The sequence below is a fragment of the Lactimicrobium massiliense genome (assembly GCF_900343155.1).
Taxonomy (GTDB): Bacteria; Bacillota_I; Bacilli_A; order Erysipelotrichales; family Erysipelotrichaceae; genus Bulleidia; species Bulleidia massiliensis.
Genome location: NZ_OUNG01000002.1, coordinates 454,112 through 472,915 on the forward strand (window position 1 = coordinate 454,112; position 18,804 = coordinate 472,915).

Genomic DNA, 18,804 nt, shown 5'->3' on the forward strand with positions numbered 1-18,804 from the left:
ATAGAATGAAAGTGCTTTCTTTTGGTGAGATTCTTTTAAGATTGGCATCGCCTGGATATACAAAATTATTTCAAAAAGATAGTTTGGATGCCACTTTTTGTGGCGGAGAAGCGAATGTTGCAGTATCGCTGGCTAACTTTGGCGTTCAGTCGGAGTTTTTGACAGTTGTTCCTGATAATGATATTGGGCATGCCTCGTTGAATGCTCTGAGGTACTTCGGCGTTGACACGAGCAAGACCTTTTTCAAGAATGGCCGAATGGGACTTTATTATCTTGAAAAGGGAGCTTCGCAGCGTCCATCTAAGGTAATTTACGACCGAGCATTTTCATCGATTGCTTTGGCTGAGCCAACAGATTTTGATTGGGATGCGTTGTTTGATGGCGTGAACTGGTTCCATTGGACAGGTATTAACCCGGCTCTGTCTGACAATATGGTGCGAATCTGTGAGCAGGCTTGTAAAAAAGCAAAGGAAAAGGGCATCACGATTTCCTGTGATTTGAACTTCAGAAAAAATCTTTGGAGTTCCGAAAAAGCTCAGGATGTGATGAGTAAACTTGTTCAGTATGTTGATGTTTGCATTGCAAATGAAGAAGATGCGGACAAGGTTCTTGGAATTAAGGCACCGAATAATAATGTCGAATCTGGAAAGCTGAATAAGAGTGGCTATGAGTATGTGGCCAGGGAGATTTGCAAACGATTCGGGTGCAAGAAGGTAGCTATTACATTGCGAGAGAGCATCAATGCAAGCCGCAACGGATGGAGCGGAATGATTTATGATGCAAGTGGCGTGGCATATTATTCCACTCATTATGATATTGATATTGTGGATCGTGTCGGCGGTGGTGATAGCTTTACCGGTGCAATGATTTACAGTTTGATCACGGGTAAAAATGATAAGGATGCTATTGAATTTGCAGTTGCTGCGAGCTGCCTGAAACATTCGATTGAAGGGGACTTTAACAGAGTGACAGTATCTGATGTTGAGAACCTGATAAAGAATGGAGGGAATGGAAGGGTGCAACGCTAAATTATGAAAATAAGAAAAAATAAGCAGTCTTTACTAATTTTAGCGATAGTAATGTTGCCGATGAGTTTATCACTGGAGTTAAACATGGGTAATCCAGCTATTGGATACTGCGATGAACTGCTAACAGTGATAATGGCAATGTATGCTATGATCTTATTCGCTAAGAGAAATTTGTATAAAGCAGATAGCAATATTGTCATTCTGATGATGTTTTTTACCATTTATGGATTGATTTCTAATATATTTAGTGGCTTGGCATATAGTTGGATGTCAGTATTTATTGATGCACTTTTACAATGGAAGATTTTTGTTGGCTTTATAGCAGGAAAATATATCGCATTGAATTATGATGATGAATATGTAGCGGATTCACTTGAAACACTTTGCAAGATAATGCTGGTAGTGGGAGCGCTGTGTGGATTTGTGAGTTTGTTTGTGGATATTGGCATGGCATCATATTCAGCAGATCAAAGATATGGAATCCCGGCATATTACTTTGTATTTGGTAATAGTGGAAGATATGGAGCGATTGTTGGGTGTGAACTTCTCTTCATCTTGTGGAAAAATAGAGGAGAAAATGTTCGGACATATGAACTGTTGGCACTTATAAATATGTTGTTAACTACAAAGGGTGCTGTTTATATCATTTTTGTCACGTATATCGTTTTGCAGATTCTTTTTAGAAAGTTGAATAAAAATCAAGAAATTGACATTAAAACGATAATTCCATTAGGTATTGCTGGTGTGGCAACATCCTCATACCAGATTACAAGCTATCTTCTGGATGAAAAAGCTCCGAGAGCTCTTCTTATACGATATGGTTTTAAAACAGCAAATAGCTATTTTCCATTTGGATCGGGATTTGCCACATACGGTTCCTCAGAAGCAGTCAAACATTACTCAAAGCTATATGAGTTGTATGGCTGGGCCAATAAATGGGCGATGGGAAAACAAAATGGTGATGCACTAAACGATAATTATCTGGCAACAATTATCGGTGAGGCAGGCTATGTTGGGTTGTTTATTTTTATTGGCTTGTTTGTTAACATCTTTAGGCAAATTAACGCTATAAAATGTGATGTTAAAAGTAAAGCAATGATAATGAGTATTTACATCGACATGTTGGTGTGCTTTTTAGCTACAGGAATTACTAAGTCAAGTATTGGCATGATGGTATTCGTTATTATGGGCTATTTTTGTGGTTTGTCGAAAGGAAAGGAGATAGAATATGATTCCTAAAGTTATACATTATTGCTGGTTTGGTGGAAATGAAAAACCTGCTCTTATAAAAAGATGCATTGAGAGCTGGAAGAAATTCTGTCCAGATTATGAAATAAAGGAATGGAATGAAAGCAATTTTGATATTAATTGCAACGAATATGTGCAGAAAGCACATGAAATGAAAAAATGGGCATTTGTGGCTGATTATGCCCGCTTTTATGTTTTATATAATTATGGTGGAGTATATCTTGATACAGATGTTCAACTAGTAAAAAATCTGGATAATTTGCTTGAGAAGGGAAAATTTGCCGGATTTGGAAACAGTGAGATTGTGAGTACTGGACTTATTCTTGCAGCCGAAAAAGGAGATTGGTTGTGTAAAGAAGTTATGGATAGTTATATTGGAGAATATTTTGTGTGGGACGATCCATCAAAGATCTTAGCAATTGGCCGTAGAGTTACAAGAATCCTGGTAAATAATGGTTTGCAATGCAACGGACAACTTCAAACAGTAAAAGATTACACTATCTATCCTCAGTACTATTTTAACCCAACGGATGGTGATATGCGAGGACAGATTGATAAAAGAGCTTATTCTATTCACCACTATGCTGCAACTTGGTTTTCTCCGATGGATCGCTTTAAGAATACTATGAGACGATTCGTTGGACATAAAAATATTGACCGATGGCATAAAATAAAAAGACTTATAAAAAAGTAAGCAGTTTATTAGATTGGATATGTCAATGAAATTAAAGAAAATAGTTGAAAAGTATAATAGCATGGGAATGGCAGTAAAAGCGGGAATATGGTTTACAATATGTAACTTCTTGCAAAAAGCAATCTTCATGATAACAATGCCGATATTTACGCGGCTATTACCAACAGAAGATTATGGCCTGTTTACAATTTATCAATCATGGTATTCGATTGTTAGCATTTTTGTGACATTAAATCTTGCAGGCGCTGTTGTTAATAATGGTATGATAAAATATAAAGATAAAAGGGCAGAGTTTATTTCTTCATTACAGGGACTTTCAACAACAGTGACAGTTGCTTTTTTTGTCATTTATTTTTTGAACAGGCCGTTTTGGAATGAACTGTTTGAATTGCCTACATCTTTAATGCTGGTTATGTTTGTTCAGCTTTTATTCGAACCTGCGTATTTGTTTTGGATGCAGAGAAATAGATTCGAATTTAAGTATCGGAATGTTGTATCGGTCACACTGATTTTGTCGATTTTAAGCCCGATTTTGGGAGTCATAGCGGTTGTTACGGCTAAGGATAAAGTTTTTGCAAGAGTGTTTTCCTATGCGCTTGTGCAAATATGCGTCGGTTTGGTATTTTATGTTTTGCAAGTATACAAAGGAAAAAGACTCTTTGATAAAGGATACTGGAAATTTGCCTTGGCATTTAATCTTCCACTTATACCACACTATTTATCTCAAAATATTTTGGGACAGGCTGATAGAATCATGATAGGGAATATGGTGGGTAACTCTAAAGCAGCAATATATAGCGTGGCGTACACCGTAGCATCAATAATGACGCTGATGATAAACGCAATAAATAGCTCATTTATACCATCGATGTATCAAAATTTGGATGAAAAAAAATATGATAAAATTGAAAAAGAAAGTTTTCCGCTTTGCATTATAATTGCAGTTGCTGTTTGTGGAGTGATGCTAATCGGCCCGGAGATAATTGGAATTTTAGCGTCAAAAGAATATGCAGAGGCTATCTATTGTATACCTCCAGTAGCAGCTTCAATTTATTTCACATATTTGTATACGCTTTTTATTAACGTGGAGTTTTACTTTGAAAAAACTAAGTATTCGATGATTGTGTCGGTTTTAGGTGCAATCCTAAATATTTTTTTGAATTATCTATTGATTCCTAAATTTGGATATATTGCAGCTGGATATACTACTTTGGTGTGCTATATTTTGTTTGCAATAGGACATGGATGCCTTTGTGCTTCATTGAAGAAGAGTGCTAATATAAAGCAGGCACTGTTTTCTGTACAAAAGATAATAGTCCTTTCAATGGCTGTTCTTGCTTATACAGTAGTGACAAATATTTTGTATAGCTATCCGATAGTGCGAGTGTTGACGATAGTCATTGTAACAATCGTAATGATGCTAAATTATAAAAAGGTTGTTGAAACTACCATAAAAATAATTAAAAAATAGGATTGAAAAGGTGGAAAAATTGAATGATAATTTTGGCAGGCAGGCAGGCAGGCAGGCAGGCAGGGTATAATACCATCGATTTTGTTAAATTTATAATGGCATTGGTGGTTGTAGCTATTCATACAGAGCCATTTCATGAAAGTAGTGAAAATATACAGGCGATATTTGATACGTTTTCAGGGTTAGCAGTGCCTTTTTTCTTCATATCGTCTGGATTTTTACTTGGAAAGCGGATACATGATAATAGTGATTTGTTGCCAATAAAGAAGCAACTTATAAAGATTCTAAAAATGTATATAAAGTGGAGCATAATATATCTTCCACTAGCAATTTATGATTACTGGAGTCAAAATGTAACACCATTAAAAGCAATGGCATTATATTTGAGAAATTTGCTTTTGGGAGGAATGCACTATAACTCATGGCAATTGTGGTATTTGCTGTCTACAGTTTATGGATTGATTTTCCTCTTCTTTCTATTAAATGCCATTAAATCAAAACGAATAAAGTGTGCTTATGTGACTGCAGTAGCAATAGTCAGTTTACTTTTGAGTTATATCGTTTCATTAGGTCGGTATTCTGATACTCATCCACTTATTTTGACAATTGGTAGTATTATACAGAAGACTATATTAAATGGACGTATATTGCAGGGATTATATTATATTCCAATCGGGTTTTCCCTGAGTGATTCTTAACTTCCAGAAATATTATCCCTTGAATGCTTACAGCCGTTGAGCTTGCTTACCCAACGGCTGTCTTTCTATTTCGTGTTTTTTATCCAGGCAATCACTTCTTCGGCTGTCTTTCCACTCTCCTGGAATGCTTGTGCTACTGCCTTGGTCTCTGCTTCTTTCTTCTGCTTGACCAATGTATTCAGCTCTTCCAAGGCTTCCTCATATCTTTTCTTCAGCTTGAAGACTTCCTCTTCCTTCCTGCTGATCTTTTCTTCAATCGTGATTGCTCTTCTTGCCATGTTCTTCCTCCAGACAGCTGAGCTGTACACTCAGTGATTTGATCTTTTCTCTGACGGTTCTCTCATCCATGCCAAATGCTTTCAGTATTTCTTTCTGTGTTTTTGTGATGGCATGGTCCAGATGATAGTCTCCATCCGCATAGCGGATCATTTCAAGCTTTTCCAGCTCTTTCACCGCTGCTGGAATTGTCATGTAATTCATCCTCTTTCCTTCTTCCTTCATCAGCTCGATCAGTGATGTATAAATACCGGATCTGATGATCAGTGCCACAAATTCAATGAAGATTTTTGATTCAAATGGCTCGATTGTATAAACTCTTTCTGCTCGTTCACCAAGATACGATTTGTCTCCTCTGAACAGCTTCTCAGAATCATCTCTGCTCTTATACATAAGAAGGGCCTCTTTGGCATTCATCTTCTCTGAGGTAATAATGCAGAAATAGCCGCAGAGCTTCATTTCCTGCTCAATGACATCATTCCTGGCAGCTGCCGCCTGAAAGACTTCATCCTCTTGCCCCTCATGATAGTAAATGAGATCGAAATAGTGGCTGAAGATGGCATCTGGATGAATGGGATCTCCCTGATGTTTCTTCAGACACTTCTCCATCACATCAATCTTTTGCAATAGCTGTGCTTTCTCCTGTGCCGCTTTGGATTCATTGAAGTAGATATGGACATACCGGTCTTTACTGTCGCCTCTGAATACAGGCATTGCGATAGTGGTGCCGGGAATGCCATACTCATGGATCATGCAGGAATATACTTCCTCAAAGCTTCCCTTATTGGCAAGTACGATCTGGCTTACCATCTTTTTCATGCCTTTAACCATGATGACAAAGTCATATCCGTTATCATCCATGAACCGAATGTTGGCTTCCGAGAAATAGCCTCTGTCAAGAATGAAGCCTGCATGTTTGTAGCCAAAAGCTTTTGCCTTCTCAATCATTTCTGTCAATTGAGTGACATCTGTAATGCTGCCAGAATAAGCTTCATAAAACAGCGGTTCTCTGTTCGTCCTGTCATATGCGATAGACATGTTGAAAATCGTATCAGACTGTCCCGTCTTACTGTGTCCAACTTCAACCAGTTCAATATCTCCTGCCTGACATTTCTTGTTCGTTGAATCATATGAGATGTAGATCTTACTGCGGTGGTCTCTGTGCTCATTCCATGCATTCAGAAAACTGATGCTTTCATCCCTGGTTAAATCATGCAGGAATGTGCTGACAGACGAATCACTGTAGATCTTCATGTCCCTGGTAAACAGCGGATGGTCATAGGCATAATCCGGATAATACTGAGCTGCGTTATTCTCAGTGACAATTGTGTAAACAGCCAGGTCAAGGAACAGACCGTACTTATCACCAATGATGTCTTTGAGATATCCTTGCAGGTGATAATGATGAATCAAATGATCAATCACGATCCATGTGCCAACCCGAAGACAGCTGCTGCGGCCTGTGTCATTGAACTCAGGGAGCTGAGCATCTGGATAAAACTTCAGGTAGCTGGGATTGGGATTCATCATGGAAGGATCATCCTTGCACACCTTACCAATCGTTGTACGCCTGGGCATATTGTACTTTCTCTCCGGACGGTAATTCGTATCGTACTGATAGTAAACATACTGATAACCGCGAACAGATTTAATAGAAATTTTACCCTTATCAGAAGGAATTTTAACTCTTGAATTAAGATACATAGCAGCCTCACTGGTGGTACAATTATCCCACTAATATTATACCACCAGAGCATAAAAAAAGAGTGAATTTCTTCGATAAATACTGGAGAAATTCACTCTCAGAATCTGCCAATCTCAATGTGAGGGATAATTTTTCTGGAAGTTAAGAGTGATGTAAAAAAAGACGGAAATAAATTCAAGGCCGTTACTTTTTTTGCGACAACTCTTATCCTTAGATATATATTCATAGAAAATAAATTTTGGGCGGATTTCTTTTTAGTTGCAGCATCTGTTAGTCTGTTCGAGTTGGTGATTGGAATCAAATTATATGATAGTAAAGTCTATTCAGTTATGCGCAGTATAAGTACGACAACTTACTTGATTCATATGTGGGTTTGGACAATTTTCTACTGCTTAATCTACGGAGAAAAAACGTATGGCATAGTATGCTGGGTGTACACAAGTGCTATGTGTATTATGATTTCTGTGTTTTACTATCTGGTGAAAAACAAAAATCAAAAGAGTAGGACTATTTCAAGACAATAATTGTGTATAGAGAGGCTATGAATATGAAAACAACGTTACTTATCATGGCAGCCGGTATCGGTAGCCGCTTCGGAACGGGAATTAAGCAGTTGGAGCCGGTGGATGATGCCGGACATATCATCATGGACTACTCAATCCATGATGCGATTGAAGCTGGTTTCAACCATGTGGTATTTATTATCCGTAAGGATATCGCGAAGGAGTTCAAAGAGGTCATTGGTGACCGCATTGCTTCTATCTGCTCCGCTCATAATGTAACTGTGGACTATGCTTTCCAGGATATCAACGATATTCCGGGAACTCTGCCAGAAGGCCGCACAAAACCGTGGGGAACTGGTCAGGCTGTGCTTGCAGCAAAGAGCGTAATAAAGACTCCGTTCATTGTGATCAATGCAGATGATTACTATGGCAAAGAAGGCTTCAAGGCTGTACACGAGTATCTGGTGAATGGCGGCAAGTCCTGCATGGCTGGTTTCGTTCTGAAGAACACTCTGTCCGATAACGGCGGTGTGACTCGCGGTATCTGCAAGATGGATGAGGAAAACAACCTGACTGAGGTTGTGGAGACCAAGAACATCGTAAAGACTGCAGATGGAGCAGAGGCAGACGGTGTGGTTGTTGATGTGAATTCTTTGGTTTCCATGAATATGTGGGGCTTGACTCCCGATTTTCTGGATGTGTTGGAGGACGGATTCAAAGAGTTCTTCGAGAAGGAAGTTCCGGGCAATCCTCTGAAAGCAGAGTATCTGATTCCTATTTTCATCGGTGAGCTGCTGGAGCAGGGCGAGATGTCTGTGAAGGTTCTGAAGACCAACGACACCTGGTACGGTATGACCTATCACGAGGATGTCGCAGCTGTAAAGGACAGCTTCAAGAAAATGTTAGAAAAAGGCGTGTACAAGGCTGATCTGTTCAGTGATCTGTAATGAATGTGCTTGAAGTGTTAGCCAAAATTCTCAGAAACATCTTGACTGCTCTGTATGAGCCGTTCGGATTTTCACTCCTGCTTTCCTTCCTCGCAATGTTTTTCTACCTGTATGCGTATGAGCCTCAAGAGGCCGGAAAAGGTTGGAAGAGCGCCATTGTGACGTGGTATCAGAAGTTCAAAGAGAGCGTGTTCTTTCGGAAACTGTTTTTCTTGGCTTTTGTTACCTCACTTGTTCTTTTCCGCACCTTGTTGAATCGAAGCCAGTGGATGAATCCTTTGGCTGATATCATGGGTGGCTGGGGCATCTGGGAGACTGTGAATGGCGAACAGAAGCTGACCACCGAGTGCATCGAGAACGTAATTATGATGGTGCCGTTTTCAGCAGTAGTGATGTGGACATTCGGAGAGAAAATTGGAAACGGCTGGAAGAAGATACTGTGGCATAGCGGGAAGATAGCATTTATCTTTTCGATAAGCATTGAGATACTACAATTATTGCTTCGCTTGGGTACATTTCAGCTATCAGACATCTTCTATAACACAGTCGGCGGAGTGCTAGGCGGATTGATGTATTGTGCGGTGATGAAGGCAAGAAAACGTCTGTAAAAGAATATAGTTTTGTGATATACTAAAAATGAGAAGTTTATGTTGTTCTCATACCTACACAATACTTAATTTAAACGATTATAATTTTGGAAAGAGGTTTGTGTCCTATGCCCAGAACTAAAGGTAGCAAGAATAAGCCCAAAACTGTGACTGCAGATTTTGCAACACAGATTGCAGAAAAGCAGTCCGCAAAGGAAACACTCACAGCCGAGATCACATCCATTACCGCTAACATTGACACTTTGAAGGCTGACCTGAAAGAAAAGAAGTCTGCTTTGAAGAAGGCCGAAAAAGAAGTGGCATCCTTGGAAGCAAAGAAGGCAAAGGCAGATGCTAAGGCCGCTGAAGAAGCTAAGAAGGCAGAAGCCGAGAGTGTGGTTGAGAGATTATTAGCTAGTGGGATGAGCGCAGATGAGATCCTTGAAAAACTGAAATAAACAAGGGAACCCAAGAAAAAATAAAATCCGTGTGGACAAACTGAACCCTTAACTTCATATGAGGGTTAAACGATCTAAATGTACTACGATTTCAAGGTCACGGATGCCGGTGACAGGTACTGAGGCGGCGGTGGCAGTAATTGTGTACCTTATTTGTCAACATAGAGCTATAGCCCTGGTGCTGGTAGATCAATTGATCTGCTGCGCCGGGGCTTTTTTATTTTTCACTGTCTGGCACAATTTCCATAATGTCTGACACATCACACTTTAAGACAGAGCAAACCTTTAGCAAAACTGATGTTGTGACATTTTCATCCTTTCCTAATTTTGCAAGTGAAGAAGAACTGATCCCAGCTGCGATGCGTAGCTGGGTTTTTGTCATATTACGGTCAATAAGCAGCTTCCATAGTTTTTTATAACTGATTTTCATCAGGATTTATTACTCCTATATTCCAAGACTCTCCATATAGCTCTCTTTCATCATCAGAGAGCTGCAATACTCTATTGTCGTATAAGATCTTCCTAGTTTGTGGACCATATGAATCTTGTTTATCAAAAGCAATGAATATTTGTTTTTCACTCTGGCTGTAGATCTTCATGATTCCGTCGATCGAACCATCGCTGATATTTTTGAGTATAAGTGAATCGTGAGCGATTGCCGGAAGATCGGTCAGAGCAAGAATGGCAAGGTCAAAAATTATCATTCCTTTGAAATTCGAACCTGTTCCAGTATCGTCCGGCGTCTCAAAACGATAGCTGTTATAGTCGTTAAACTGTAGTACCGGAGGCTTATGCGGCTCTGCAAATAGGGTATCATTGTAGGCCTTCATCTGATCGTTTATTGAATCCTGCATATCTGCAAGGATGGAGGCAATGGCTCTTTTTAACATCTTATCAGCGGCTTTTTTCTGTTCCTGAAGTTCTGTTAATGTGAGATAGGCCTGATTCTGGATTCGCAACGCATCCATTTTACCCTTTATCTCAGAGTACCTGACCAGGAATTCTTTTGACAGATTCCCTACAAATCCAAGCTGTCGAATCTGATCATTCAGAACCATTCGCTGGTTCTCCAGTTCGTTTATATCCGACAAAAGATTCTCACGCTCTGTATTAAACTGGCCGTCAAGGATTTTGGCCAGTTTCTTATGATACTTTTCTATCTCATAAAGCTTCCGCAGGTTTACGGTCGGGAAGAATTTCTGCAATGCTGTCAGGTCTGCCTCTGTTGGATAGACACCATATTCAAGGCTCAGTTTGATGAGCGAGAGTCTTCTTCTCTTGTCATCGATCTGTTCTTCCAGGCGTAAGCGTCTGTCTTTCAGTTCGGATTTTTTCCTGCTCTTTTCAATGTCCTCTTCATTATGTGCTTCCACCGTAAGTGCTCGATAATCCGTACCTGTTAAAAAGAGAGACACTCTGGCAAGATGAGTCCGTAAAGTCCAGGGATTTTCGGGACTCGACAAAGGAGAGTGATGTCTTTATGGAGCGGGTTACCCATGCTATGCGGGCACAGTATTGGGCTGGCGTTATCAAGGAATGCAACGAAAGCGGAATGAAGAAGAAGGTGTGGCTTGCCCAGCACAATATCAGTGAAAAAGCTTTCTACCGATGGCAGCAGAAGCTCAGAATGCAGGTAGGCACAGATCTTCTTCTTTCTGAAGTAAACAAACCTGTTCAAGCGAACAGACCTGCTCTGGATATAGCTGAGCTGAAATGCTCGGTTCCGGTAAAGCCGCATTCTGTCGCCCAGATTGAAAAAGATGGCATGACGGTTAACCTGAATGAAGACATATCGGATGCTATGCTTGTCCGGATCATGAGGGCGCTGTCCAATGTTTAAAGACGGGAATTCGTTTAAGAAGATCTATATTGCCTGCGGCTATACGGATCTGAGATATGGAGTTGATGGACTGGCCTGCACGATCCAGGAAGTATTCAAGCTGGATCCATATGACGAAGGAACACTCTTTCTCTTCTGTGGAAGGAGAACCGACCGGCTGAAGGGCCTGCTCTGGGATGGAGACGGCTTTCTGCTTTTGTACAAACGCCTGGCGAATGGCAGGTTTCAGTGGCCAAGATCAAGCAGCGAGCTGAAAGCGATGACACCAGAGCAGTATCACAACCTGATGACCGGATTCGCTATCGAATCATCCATTCATCCTTCTCATCCTAAGTACACAGGATAAAAATTTTCTTTTCCACAGTTTTTCTGGAGAACGGCCTGATTAGAAGCCATTTAAGGCTCGCTTTCAGGCAGGACTGTTTGTATTCAGCTACTGCCTGTGCTGCTTTACAGCGGCTCGAAAACTGCCTGATAATACGTGATAAAAAGGCAGGCGCACGTCTTCATAACCACTGAACATTGCGGAAGTTTTCCACAATTTCGGCTGGTTGAAACGTGCATTTTATTCGTGTATACCTATGGCATGAGCACACCGAAGATGAGTCAGGAAGAACTTGAAGCCATGCCAGTTTCCATTCTGGTAAAGCTGATTATGAATCAGCAGGAAACTATTGAAACCCTGACACGTCACATTGATGAACTTACCGAGCAAATCCGCCTGATGAATCAGAGATCATTTGGAAGAAAGACAGAGTCATCCCAATTTGTTCAGCAGCTGCAGTTTGATCTCGGCCTGAATGAGGCAGAAGAGATTTCTGATGAAAAGGCAGCTGATCCTGTACTGGATGAAGCTGCACCAAAGAAGAAAAAGGCTAAAGGTAAAAAGCAGGAAGACTGGCAGAAGATTACCAATCACAGAGATGAATATCTTGAGCTTACGGAAGACGAACTTAACAAGCAGTACGGCAAAGGAAAGTGGAAAAGACTGTCTGAAGAACTGATCTATAAGCTGGAACACAGACCAGCTTCTTTTGAAGCAGTCACCTATCATATCGCTGTCTATGCCAAAGATGACAATCAGACAATTGTCAGAGCACCTAAGCCGGCAGAAATGTTTCCAAAAAGTATTGCCACCCCATCTCTGGTTTCTTCCATCATAACTGCAAAATACGTGAATGCCATTCCTCTGTACAGACTGGAAGCTGCCTATGCGCAGAATGACATTCATATCAGCAGAGCAGTGATGGCAAACTGGGTCATCCGCGCCTACGATCAATATCTGAGATATGTGTGTGAAGCCCTGAAGCAGGAAATGACAAAACAGAGAATTCTTCACGCCGATGAAACACCATTCGAAGTAATCCGGGATGGCCGGGAAGCAGGTTCCAAATCCTACATGTGGGACTACCGTACCAATGCAAAGATTCCTGGGCATAGAGTGATTCTCTATCAGTACTGTCCAACCAGAGGACATGAGAATCCAAAGAATTACCTGAAGGATTTTAAAGGTACTCTGGTGACAGATGGATACGGAGCCTACCACAAGCTGGAGAAAGAGGATCCGGCAAAGTTCAAAGTGGCAGGATGCTGGGTACATTTGAAACGAAAATTTTCAACAATCGTGAAGGCAAATGGCAGGAAGTATAACAATCCAATTGCCACAGAGGCGGTACGGAGAATTCAAAGAATCTACCATGAAGAACATCTGATCCAGGATCTTCCACCAGAAGAGCACCTGCAGAAGAGACAGGAAAAGATCAAACCTCTGGTAGATGAGTTTTTCGCGTGGGTAAAGGACAAATCAGCAGCAGAAAGCACGGATAAGTCATCAGAAACAGGAAAGAGCCTTCAATATGCACTGAATCAGGAGAAATATCTTCGGGTATTTCTGGAGGATGCACAAGTGCCTCTGGACAACAATGCGGCAGAAATCGCAATCCGCCCATTCACAGTAGGAAGGAAGAACTGGGTTCTGATCGACACACCAAGAGGAGCAGAAGCCAGTGCAGGCATCTATTCCATCGTCGAAACAGCAAAAGCAAATGGATTAAAACTGTATCCATACTTCACCTACCTGCTTGAAGAACTTCCAAAGATCATCAATGAAGGCTGTACAACAATACCTGATAGACTTCTGCCATGGTCAGAAGAAGTCCATCAAAAGCTTGGTATGTAAAACCATTCCCATTGACACCGTTAAGTGTACCTGGAAATGGTTTTTATCATAGGTACGGATTATCGAGCGCTTACCTTCCACCTGTTCTGAGGTCAGAGTTTCTAGCTGCATCTTCAATGATTTGATCTCAGCCTCATTTTTTTCATATTGTTCTTTGCCACCCACAAGATTGGATACAAAGTCGTAGGACCGAGCCTGCTTATACGCCTTTAGTTTATCCTCTTGTGCTGTACGGCGGTTGGTATAATCCTCGATTTCCTGATAGCGATTGAAGAGTGCGATCAGCCGGTTAATGGATTTCTCCATGTTATCGCCCGGAATGCCGGCAAGCGGTTTTGTCTCATCAGTATTACCCTTCCCGTAGATGCGGAAGAAGCTGCTCAGCGTTTGCCGGAAATTCAGTCCTTGGAAATCAATGTGGTATTTCTTTTTCAGCCAATCGATATATTGCGCTTTTGTGAAGACTGAACCAGTGAGATTATAGTGTGAATCGCATACCTGTATCTGCTCTGCGTTTTCCGTATTTCTGGCAAAGTAATATTTTTTTCCATCGAATTCAAATGTAAAGAAAATAGTATGATGTCCTATATGTTTTACACCATCGCTGCTGATGTATGTATTGCCGCCAAACACAAAGTCAATGGCGAGAAGGGCAGAAGACTTGCCGATTGAGTTTGCACCGTCCTCTTTGCCAAGAACAACATTAAGACCGGGTTTAAATTTGATCGGAGGTCGTTCTTTCCCTTTCTCTCTAAACGCTGGAGAGCTTATTTCTTTAAGCATGTATACACCTCACCTTCAGAATTGATATCTACAGAACGAAGCGCATAGAGACAGTCCATCACAGAAAGAAAATCCGTAGGATCTGCCAATGACTGCCGCATAGATGTGTATAGATCTATAACCTTTATCGGACCAAACTGCAATAGTTCAAGCACTCTCGGGATTAAAGCGAGAGTGCTTTTTTCGTATGGGTAGAGTTTGCTTGGTAACTGCATTATTAGAACACCTCGCATCTTTGTATAAAGTAGGAAACCACAATCTGGCAGTAGATATCTTCCTGCAAAGTTACTCTCTGTATCTTTCGGGAAATCTCATTGAAGATCTCTGCCTTACTTTTCTTTGCTTTTGAGAGCCTCCTGTAGATTCCCTTCATCTGATCCTGTACTTCTTCATAATCAATCAAATTTTTCTTATCCAGGTTAATCATAATCTGGTTGATCTTATTGAAGTAGGTAGTTACATATGTCCTCACTGAAATATAGAGTGCGATGTCAACAGTAGGATCAATCTTTTTTGTCAGATCTTTTGGATCAAGCGCTGCTTCGGCAAGATCTTTTTCTTTTAATTTCTTTATCCGCGTAACAACCCCGGTAATCCCTGCTTCAAGAGGAAGGTCTTCCAATGTCTCGATGCTTTGTTCATGTGTGGAGAGCACGCTCTTTTTTGCTTCCAGCTCTTTTTGCAGTTTTGGATTGTCGTCCATTTGATAGTTGGCAGCACAGTTCGGACACATGGCAAGCAGGTTCTCTGGTGTCGGGTCCTTGGTCTTATCAATGAGGCTAACCTCATAAACAGGGACCGACTGGCTGTTACGAATGGCAATCAACCGCCTGCCGCAGATCGGGCAGAAGTTGTCGGACTCTGCAAGAAGATAATTACCATATTTCATTTTCAGATCTGAAGATTGCTGTTCCCATCTTTGCTGCGACAGCTGATCCTCTGATACAAAACCTGCTTTCTTTCGTATGCATTCGATGATCCAACCTGCTGCTTTGTCTGCGACATTGGATTCATTGACAGATGGATCATACGAAGAAAAGTCTTTGGCCATTGCTTCTCGCGTACCTGAAGGGCATTCATTTATCCGCTCAATTAAATACTCTTCCTTTGTACGATACATGATCTGGCGTGCAAGCTTCGCGGAAAGTCCTCTTTTTGAATAATTTATCAAAGTATCGTCAGACACCCTGTCTGGATTGGACGGATCTTTCTTTGTGTCCCAGTCTTTCTCAGATACATCGGTGAGCATAGAGATGAGGTCTCGCATAAAAGTCGGAGTGTCTTCACCGTCCGATAGGTACTTTTTCAGAATTTGAAATATTGTCTTGAATTCCACGAGGCCATGCTCCCTTCTTCGTTTGACCCACGATGACCCGGCTTGACCCAAACGAGACCTGTTTCAAAAAGCCAATTTCCTATAATCACAGTAGTTCAAAAGGAACTACAGAAAATAAGGAATCTATCCATAGGATAGCACAAGCGCATACAAATCTCAAATATATTGTTTGAGAAAAGGATGTGACAAAGATTTCGTTTCACTTCGTTTATAGAGACAGAAAGGAGCCAAGCGATGAACACAGAAGTCAGAAGAACGATCCGGCCACCGTAGAAAAAGGCCGTATTGCAGATGCAAGTCCTTAATTCCCGGGAGGAACGTTCAGGAAAGAACGGCCTCCCACATTACCAATAAATCTATCTCAAAGTCTGAGTGCGCATAAGACGGCGGGAAGCACATAGAGGTCACAAGAATCCAATACAGGGTTTCTTGTCTCTGATGCTTTTCACCGTTCTTGTCGTGCACATTTTCAGGTGACAGGAGTCGGTGAACTATCAGCCGGCTCCTTTTTTTGTGCTTTCCCGCCGCAGCAACAGCTCAGCGGAAAGGAACAAAAGATGCCAAGAGGCAAGAGTAAGGATTATTCCGACCAGTTCGGAGGACTGGATATCGCAAAGGACCGCTACGACGAGAACCGGGAAGGTTTCGTCGATGAGCAGGGCAACTACCACTACGTGACGGGAATTGGTATGGGTGCGGCAGTGCCGCCTGTTGTTCCGCTCCATGGCAAGAACGGAGAGGACAATTCTGAGTGGATCAAGATACTGGCAGAAGAAGATCACAAGGTGAATATCCAGAAGCGCAATGACAAGGATCATGCGGATGGCCTTTATATCTGTTACAAGAGGCGGCAAGACACAGATGACAGGGGGCTTAACGCTGGATGCAGTCCAATAGATAAGGAGACATATCTTCGGTGGGAAGCAAAGCAGAACGGGGAGGAAGACGATGATGAGGACCCTGTCTTAGTGTTTGTCCATGAATTTCTCTGCAGCCTGAATGATGCGGACCAGACCATCATGTTCGGAGTTTTTGGAAGTGAACGGAAGCAGAATGAGGTTGCAGATGAGTTGCATCGGGATCCGAAGTCGATCAGCCGCAGCATCCAGCGAATTGAGAGGCGTCTTACGAAGGCTCTGGCCGATAAGCTTGGTTACCACGGAGAAGATCGTCACAAGGAATAAGACCGGTTGATTTTTATGGCTCCTTTACGGGGGAAGAGGGACGATTCCTTCTTCCCTTGTATTTCATTTATTTCTCAGAAAGGAGAGAAACACACGATGAACACATGGAAAGTTGTTGTTGCAAAGCCAGGCAAGAAGGCGGAGATCAGAGTGATTCCAGCGGTCTATGAGTCACTGAAGGAATTGGTCGGAGGCCCTGTCGAGGTGACGGAACCGCTGTCGGAGGATACCGCTGTTCTCTGCAATGAAGAGGGAAAACTCATGGGACTGCCGATGAACCGGATCATCAGGGGCGATAATGGAAATCCCGTGGATGTCTACTGCGGAACAATCGTTTGTATCGGCAGCCGCCCGGAGAATGAGGAGTTTGATTCCCTGACAGATATAGAGGCTGCCATCTACATGATGATGTATGGCGATCCGGATTTTATGTACCGCAAAGAAAGTGAGGACAGCGATGATTGATCGGCCGATGCCACTTCCAATGCCGGTCAAGGTTCGTCCTTATGCTCACCAGCAGGCGGGGTATGACTTCGCCTGCCAGGTCTTTGGTCTTTCCGACGGAAGAATGAGATCACACGGGGCGGCATTTCTCATGGAAATGGGAACCGGAAAGACGCTGACGAGCATTGGAGTTACCGGTGCCCTCTATCAGTTTGGACTGGTGAATCGGGTCCTTGTGGCCTGCCCGCTGTCAATCACAGGGGTATGGGAAGAGGAGTTTCAGGCGTTTGCCGACTATCCGGTGAATATCACGGTATTGAAAGGCACTAGTGAAAAGAAGAAACAGCAGATTTCTAAGATCCCGTCGGATGGTCTGCAGGTTCTTATTGTAAATTATGAGTCCGCATGGAGGCTGGAAGCGGAGCTTTTGAAGTTTGATGCTGATCTCATCATTGCCGATGAAGGTCATAAGCTGAAGGACAACAGGTCCCGCCAGTCAAAGGGGATGCAGCATCTCGGGGATAAGGCAAGATACAAGCTGCTCCTTACCGGAACGGTCATTACCAACCGGGAGATGGATGTGTTCTCACAGTATCGCTTCTTAGACAGCCGGATTTTTGGCACGAGCTTTTATGCCTTCCGAAATCGCTACTTTGACATGACAGGATACGGGAACCATATCCCGGTCTTCCGGCAGTCGATGGCAGATGACTTCCTAAAGCGGATGCACTGCATCGCCTACAGGGTGACTAAGGCGGAGTGCCTTGATCTGCCACAGATCCGGGAGGAAGTACGAAAGATTGATCTGGAGCCGAAGGCAATGAAGATGTATGAACAGCTGCAGGAGGATTGCTTCACTCAGCTCAAAGGCTCCGAGGTGACAGCAGCCAATGTCCTGACAAAGATGCTCAGGCTCTCCCAGCTTACAGGCGGCCATCTGACGGATGATGAACACCATGTCCGCCCGGTCAGCCATGCGAAGCTAGATGCCTTGTCAGACATCATCGATGCGGCGGTAAGCGATGGCCAGAAACTCGTTGTGATGGCACGGTTTGTGGCCGAGATGGATGACATCGAGGAGCTGCTAAAAGGTAAGGGCATCGGATACGCCGTGGTTCGCGGTGGGGTAAAGGATCGGGATGATGAAGTAAAGCAGTTCCAGACGGATCCTTCCTGTCAGGTTTTTGTCGGTCAGATCGCAGCAGCAGGACTTGGGATCACACTTACGGCGGCACATACCATGGTGTTCTACAGCCTCGATTATTCTATGAGTAACTTTGATCAGGCCAAGGCAAGAATCTGCACAATCCGGAAAAACGGAACGGCTGTTCCGCTTCATCGGTGCGCCGTTCCGCTTTAGCGGAACGCTAGTTAAAGAGACGGGTTCCGCATATTCTTGCCATTAAATTGTAGTCTGAATGCT

21 protein-coding genes are annotated in these 18,804 nt (G+C 42.4%); 14 read left to right on the forward strand and 7 right to left on the reverse strand.

The features are described 5' to 3' along the window. Nucleotides 1–5 precede the first annotated feature (5 nt). From DHU66_RS05605 to DHU66_RS05625, 5 genes are read left to right on the forward strand one after another with little or no spacing between them, the layout of a single operon-like run. Complete coding sequence (locus DHU66_RS05605; RefSeq protein ID WP_108774892.1) at nucleotides 6–1,028, forward strand: sugar kinase; 1,023 nt, start codon at nucleotides 6–8, stop codon at nucleotides 1,026–1,028. A gap of 3 nt (nucleotides 1,029–1,031) precedes the next feature. Beyond that, complete coding sequence (locus DHU66_RS05610; RefSeq protein WP_108774893.1) at nucleotides 1,032–2,267, forward strand: hypothetical protein; 1,236 nt, start codon at nucleotides 1,032–1,034, stop codon at nucleotides 2,265–2,267. After that, complete coding sequence (locus DHU66_RS05615) at nucleotides 2,257–2,970, forward strand: glycosyltransferase family 32 protein (RefSeq protein ID WP_108774894.1); 714 nt, start codon at nucleotides 2,257–2,259, stop codon at nucleotides 2,968–2,970. Before DHU66_RS05610 ends, DHU66_RS05615 begins: the two co-directional genes overlap by 11 nt. 25 nt (nucleotides 2,971–2,995) lie before the next feature. After that, nucleotides 2,996–4,441: a flippase gene (locus DHU66_RS05620; protein ID WP_167836282.1), complete on the forward strand. Its 1,446-nt coding sequence runs from the start codon at nucleotides 2,996–2,998 to the stop codon at nucleotides 4,439–4,441. 23 nt (nucleotides 4,442–4,464) lie between these two features. Then, the gene (locus DHU66_RS05625; RefSeq protein ID WP_108774896.1) at nucleotides 4,465–5,139 is read left to right on the forward strand and encodes an acyltransferase family protein; all 675 of its coding nucleotides are present in this window, start codon (nucleotides 4,465–4,467) and stop codon (nucleotides 5,137–5,139) included. 65 nt (nucleotides 5,140–5,204) lie between these two features. Here DHU66_RS05625 and DHU66_RS05630 read toward each other — a convergent pair whose 3' ends face one another. Continuing rightward, complete coding sequence (locus DHU66_RS05630) at nucleotides 5,205–5,417, reverse strand: hypothetical protein (RefSeq protein WP_108774897.1); 213 nt, start codon at nucleotides 5,415–5,417, stop codon at nucleotides 5,205–5,207. Then, nucleotides 5,392–7,119 (reverse strand): IS1634 family transposase, encoded by a 1,728-nt coding sequence (locus DHU66_RS05635; RefSeq protein WP_108774898.1) that lies wholly within the window; start codon nucleotides 7,117–7,119, stop codon nucleotides 5,392–5,394. Before DHU66_RS05635 ends, DHU66_RS05630 begins: the two co-directional genes overlap by 26 nt. Before the next feature lie 548 nt (nucleotides 7,120–7,667). Here DHU66_RS05635 and DHU66_RS05640 point away from each other — a divergent pair. The 3 genes from DHU66_RS05640 to DHU66_RS05650 all read left to right on the forward strand — a co-directional run bounded on the left by DHU66_RS05640 (nucleotide 7,668) and on the right by DHU66_RS05650 (nucleotide 9,615). After that, the gene (locus tag DHU66_RS05640) at nucleotides 7,668–8,570 is read left to right on the forward strand and encodes a sugar phosphate nucleotidyltransferase (protein WP_108774899.1); all 903 of its coding nucleotides are present in this window, start codon (nucleotides 7,668–7,670) and stop codon (nucleotides 8,568–8,570) included. Beyond that, nucleotides 8,570–9,178, forward strand: a complete 609-nt coding sequence (locus tag DHU66_RS05645; RefSeq protein WP_108774900.1) for a VanZ family protein — start codon at nucleotides 8,570–8,572, stop codon at nucleotides 9,176–9,178. The genes DHU66_RS05640 and DHU66_RS05645 overlap by 1 nt, the downstream gene beginning before the upstream one ends. A 107-nt stretch (nucleotides 9,179–9,285) precedes the next feature. Continuing rightward, a complete protein-coding gene (locus DHU66_RS05650) occupies nucleotides 9,286–9,615 on the forward strand; it encodes a hypothetical protein (protein WP_108774901.1) in 330 nt (109 codons plus the stop codon). A 217-nt stretch (nucleotides 9,616–9,832) separates the two neighbouring features. Here DHU66_RS05650 and DHU66_RS05655 read toward each other — a convergent pair whose 3' ends face one another. Next, on the reverse strand, nucleotides 9,833–10,045 hold the full coding sequence (locus DHU66_RS05655; RefSeq protein WP_108774902.1) for a helix-turn-helix domain-containing protein: 213 nt from the start codon (nucleotides 10,043–10,045) through the stop codon (nucleotides 9,833–9,835). Beyond that, nucleotides 10,029–10,988, reverse strand: coding sequence for a DUF2326 domain-containing protein (locus tag DHU66_RS05660; protein WP_209451748.1), 960 nt, complete (start codon nucleotides 10,986–10,988; stop codon nucleotides 10,029–10,031). The genes DHU66_RS05655 and DHU66_RS05660 overlap by 17 nt, the downstream gene beginning before the upstream one ends. A 107-nt stretch (nucleotides 10,989–11,095) precedes the next feature. Here DHU66_RS05660 and tnpA point away from each other — a divergent pair, with 107 nt between their 5' ends. The 3 genes from tnpA (at nucleotide 11,096) to tnpC (ending at nucleotide 13,634) form a co-directional block, all read left to right on the forward strand. Further along, nucleotides 11,096–11,455 (forward strand): IS66 family insertion sequence element accessory protein TnpA, encoded by a 360-nt coding sequence (gene tnpA / locus DHU66_RS05665; RefSeq protein WP_108774904.1) that lies wholly within the window; start codon nucleotides 11,096–11,098, stop codon nucleotides 11,453–11,455. Further along, a complete protein-coding gene (tnpB, locus tag DHU66_RS05670) occupies nucleotides 11,448–11,801 on the forward strand; it encodes an IS66 family insertion sequence element accessory protein TnpB (protein WP_108774905.1) in 354 nt (117 codons plus the stop codon). Before tnpA ends, tnpB begins: the two co-directional genes overlap by 8 nt. A 240-nt stretch (nucleotides 11,802–12,041) precedes the next feature. Further along, on the forward strand, nucleotides 12,042–13,634 hold the full coding sequence (tnpC, locus tag DHU66_RS05675; protein ID WP_135358314.1) for an IS66 family transposase: 1,593 nt from the start codon (nucleotides 12,042–12,044) through the stop codon (nucleotides 13,632–13,634). On the opposite strand, the gene DHU66_RS05680 is transcribed toward tnpC, so the two are convergent. Genes DHU66_RS05680 through DHU66_RS05690 form a run of 3 tightly spaced genes read right to left on the reverse strand, consistent with a single transcriptional unit; the run spans nucleotide 13,602 to nucleotide 15,666 of the window. Next, a complete protein-coding gene (locus tag DHU66_RS05680) occupies nucleotides 13,602–14,417 on the reverse strand; it encodes an ATP-binding protein (protein ID WP_108774907.1) in 816 nt (271 codons plus the stop codon). The two genes, tnpC and DHU66_RS05680, sit on opposite strands and share 33 nt — an antisense overlap. Further along, nucleotides 14,402–14,650, reverse strand: a complete 249-nt coding sequence (locus DHU66_RS12580) for an ABC-three component system middle component 7 (RefSeq protein WP_342587731.1) — start codon at nucleotides 14,648–14,650, stop codon at nucleotides 14,402–14,404. The genes DHU66_RS05680 and DHU66_RS12580 overlap by 16 nt, the downstream gene beginning before the upstream one ends. Then, nucleotides 14,635–15,666, reverse strand: coding sequence for an ABC-three component system protein (locus tag DHU66_RS05690; protein ID WP_209451749.1), 1,032 nt, complete (start codon nucleotides 15,664–15,666; stop codon nucleotides 14,635–14,637). Before DHU66_RS05690 ends, DHU66_RS12580 begins: the two co-directional genes overlap by 16 nt. A gap of 644 nt (nucleotides 15,667–16,310) precedes the next feature. On the opposite strand from DHU66_RS05690, the gene DHU66_RS05695 reads away from it, so the two are divergent. The 3 genes from DHU66_RS05695 (at nucleotide 16,311) to DHU66_RS05705 (ending at nucleotide 18,741) form a co-directional block, all read left to right on the forward strand. Next, on the forward strand, nucleotides 16,311–16,937 hold the full coding sequence (locus tag DHU66_RS05695; RefSeq protein WP_108774910.1) for a sigma-70 RNA polymerase sigma factor region 4 domain-containing protein: 627 nt from the start codon (nucleotides 16,311–16,313) through the stop codon (nucleotides 16,935–16,937). A gap of 96 nt (nucleotides 16,938–17,033) precedes the next feature. Further along, entirely contained in the window at nucleotides 17,034–17,402 is a 369-nt protein-coding gene (locus DHU66_RS05700) for a DUF3846 domain-containing protein (RefSeq protein WP_167836283.1), read from the forward strand. Then, nucleotides 17,395–18,741 carry a DEAD/DEAH box helicase gene (locus DHU66_RS05705; RefSeq protein WP_108774912.1) on the forward strand — a complete coding sequence of 449 codons (1,347 nt, stop codon included), beginning with the start codon at nucleotides 17,395–17,397 and terminating at the stop codon, nucleotides 18,739–18,741. Before DHU66_RS05700 ends, DHU66_RS05705 begins: the two co-directional genes overlap by 8 nt. The last annotated feature ends 63 nt before the right edge of the window (nucleotides 18,742–18,804 follow it).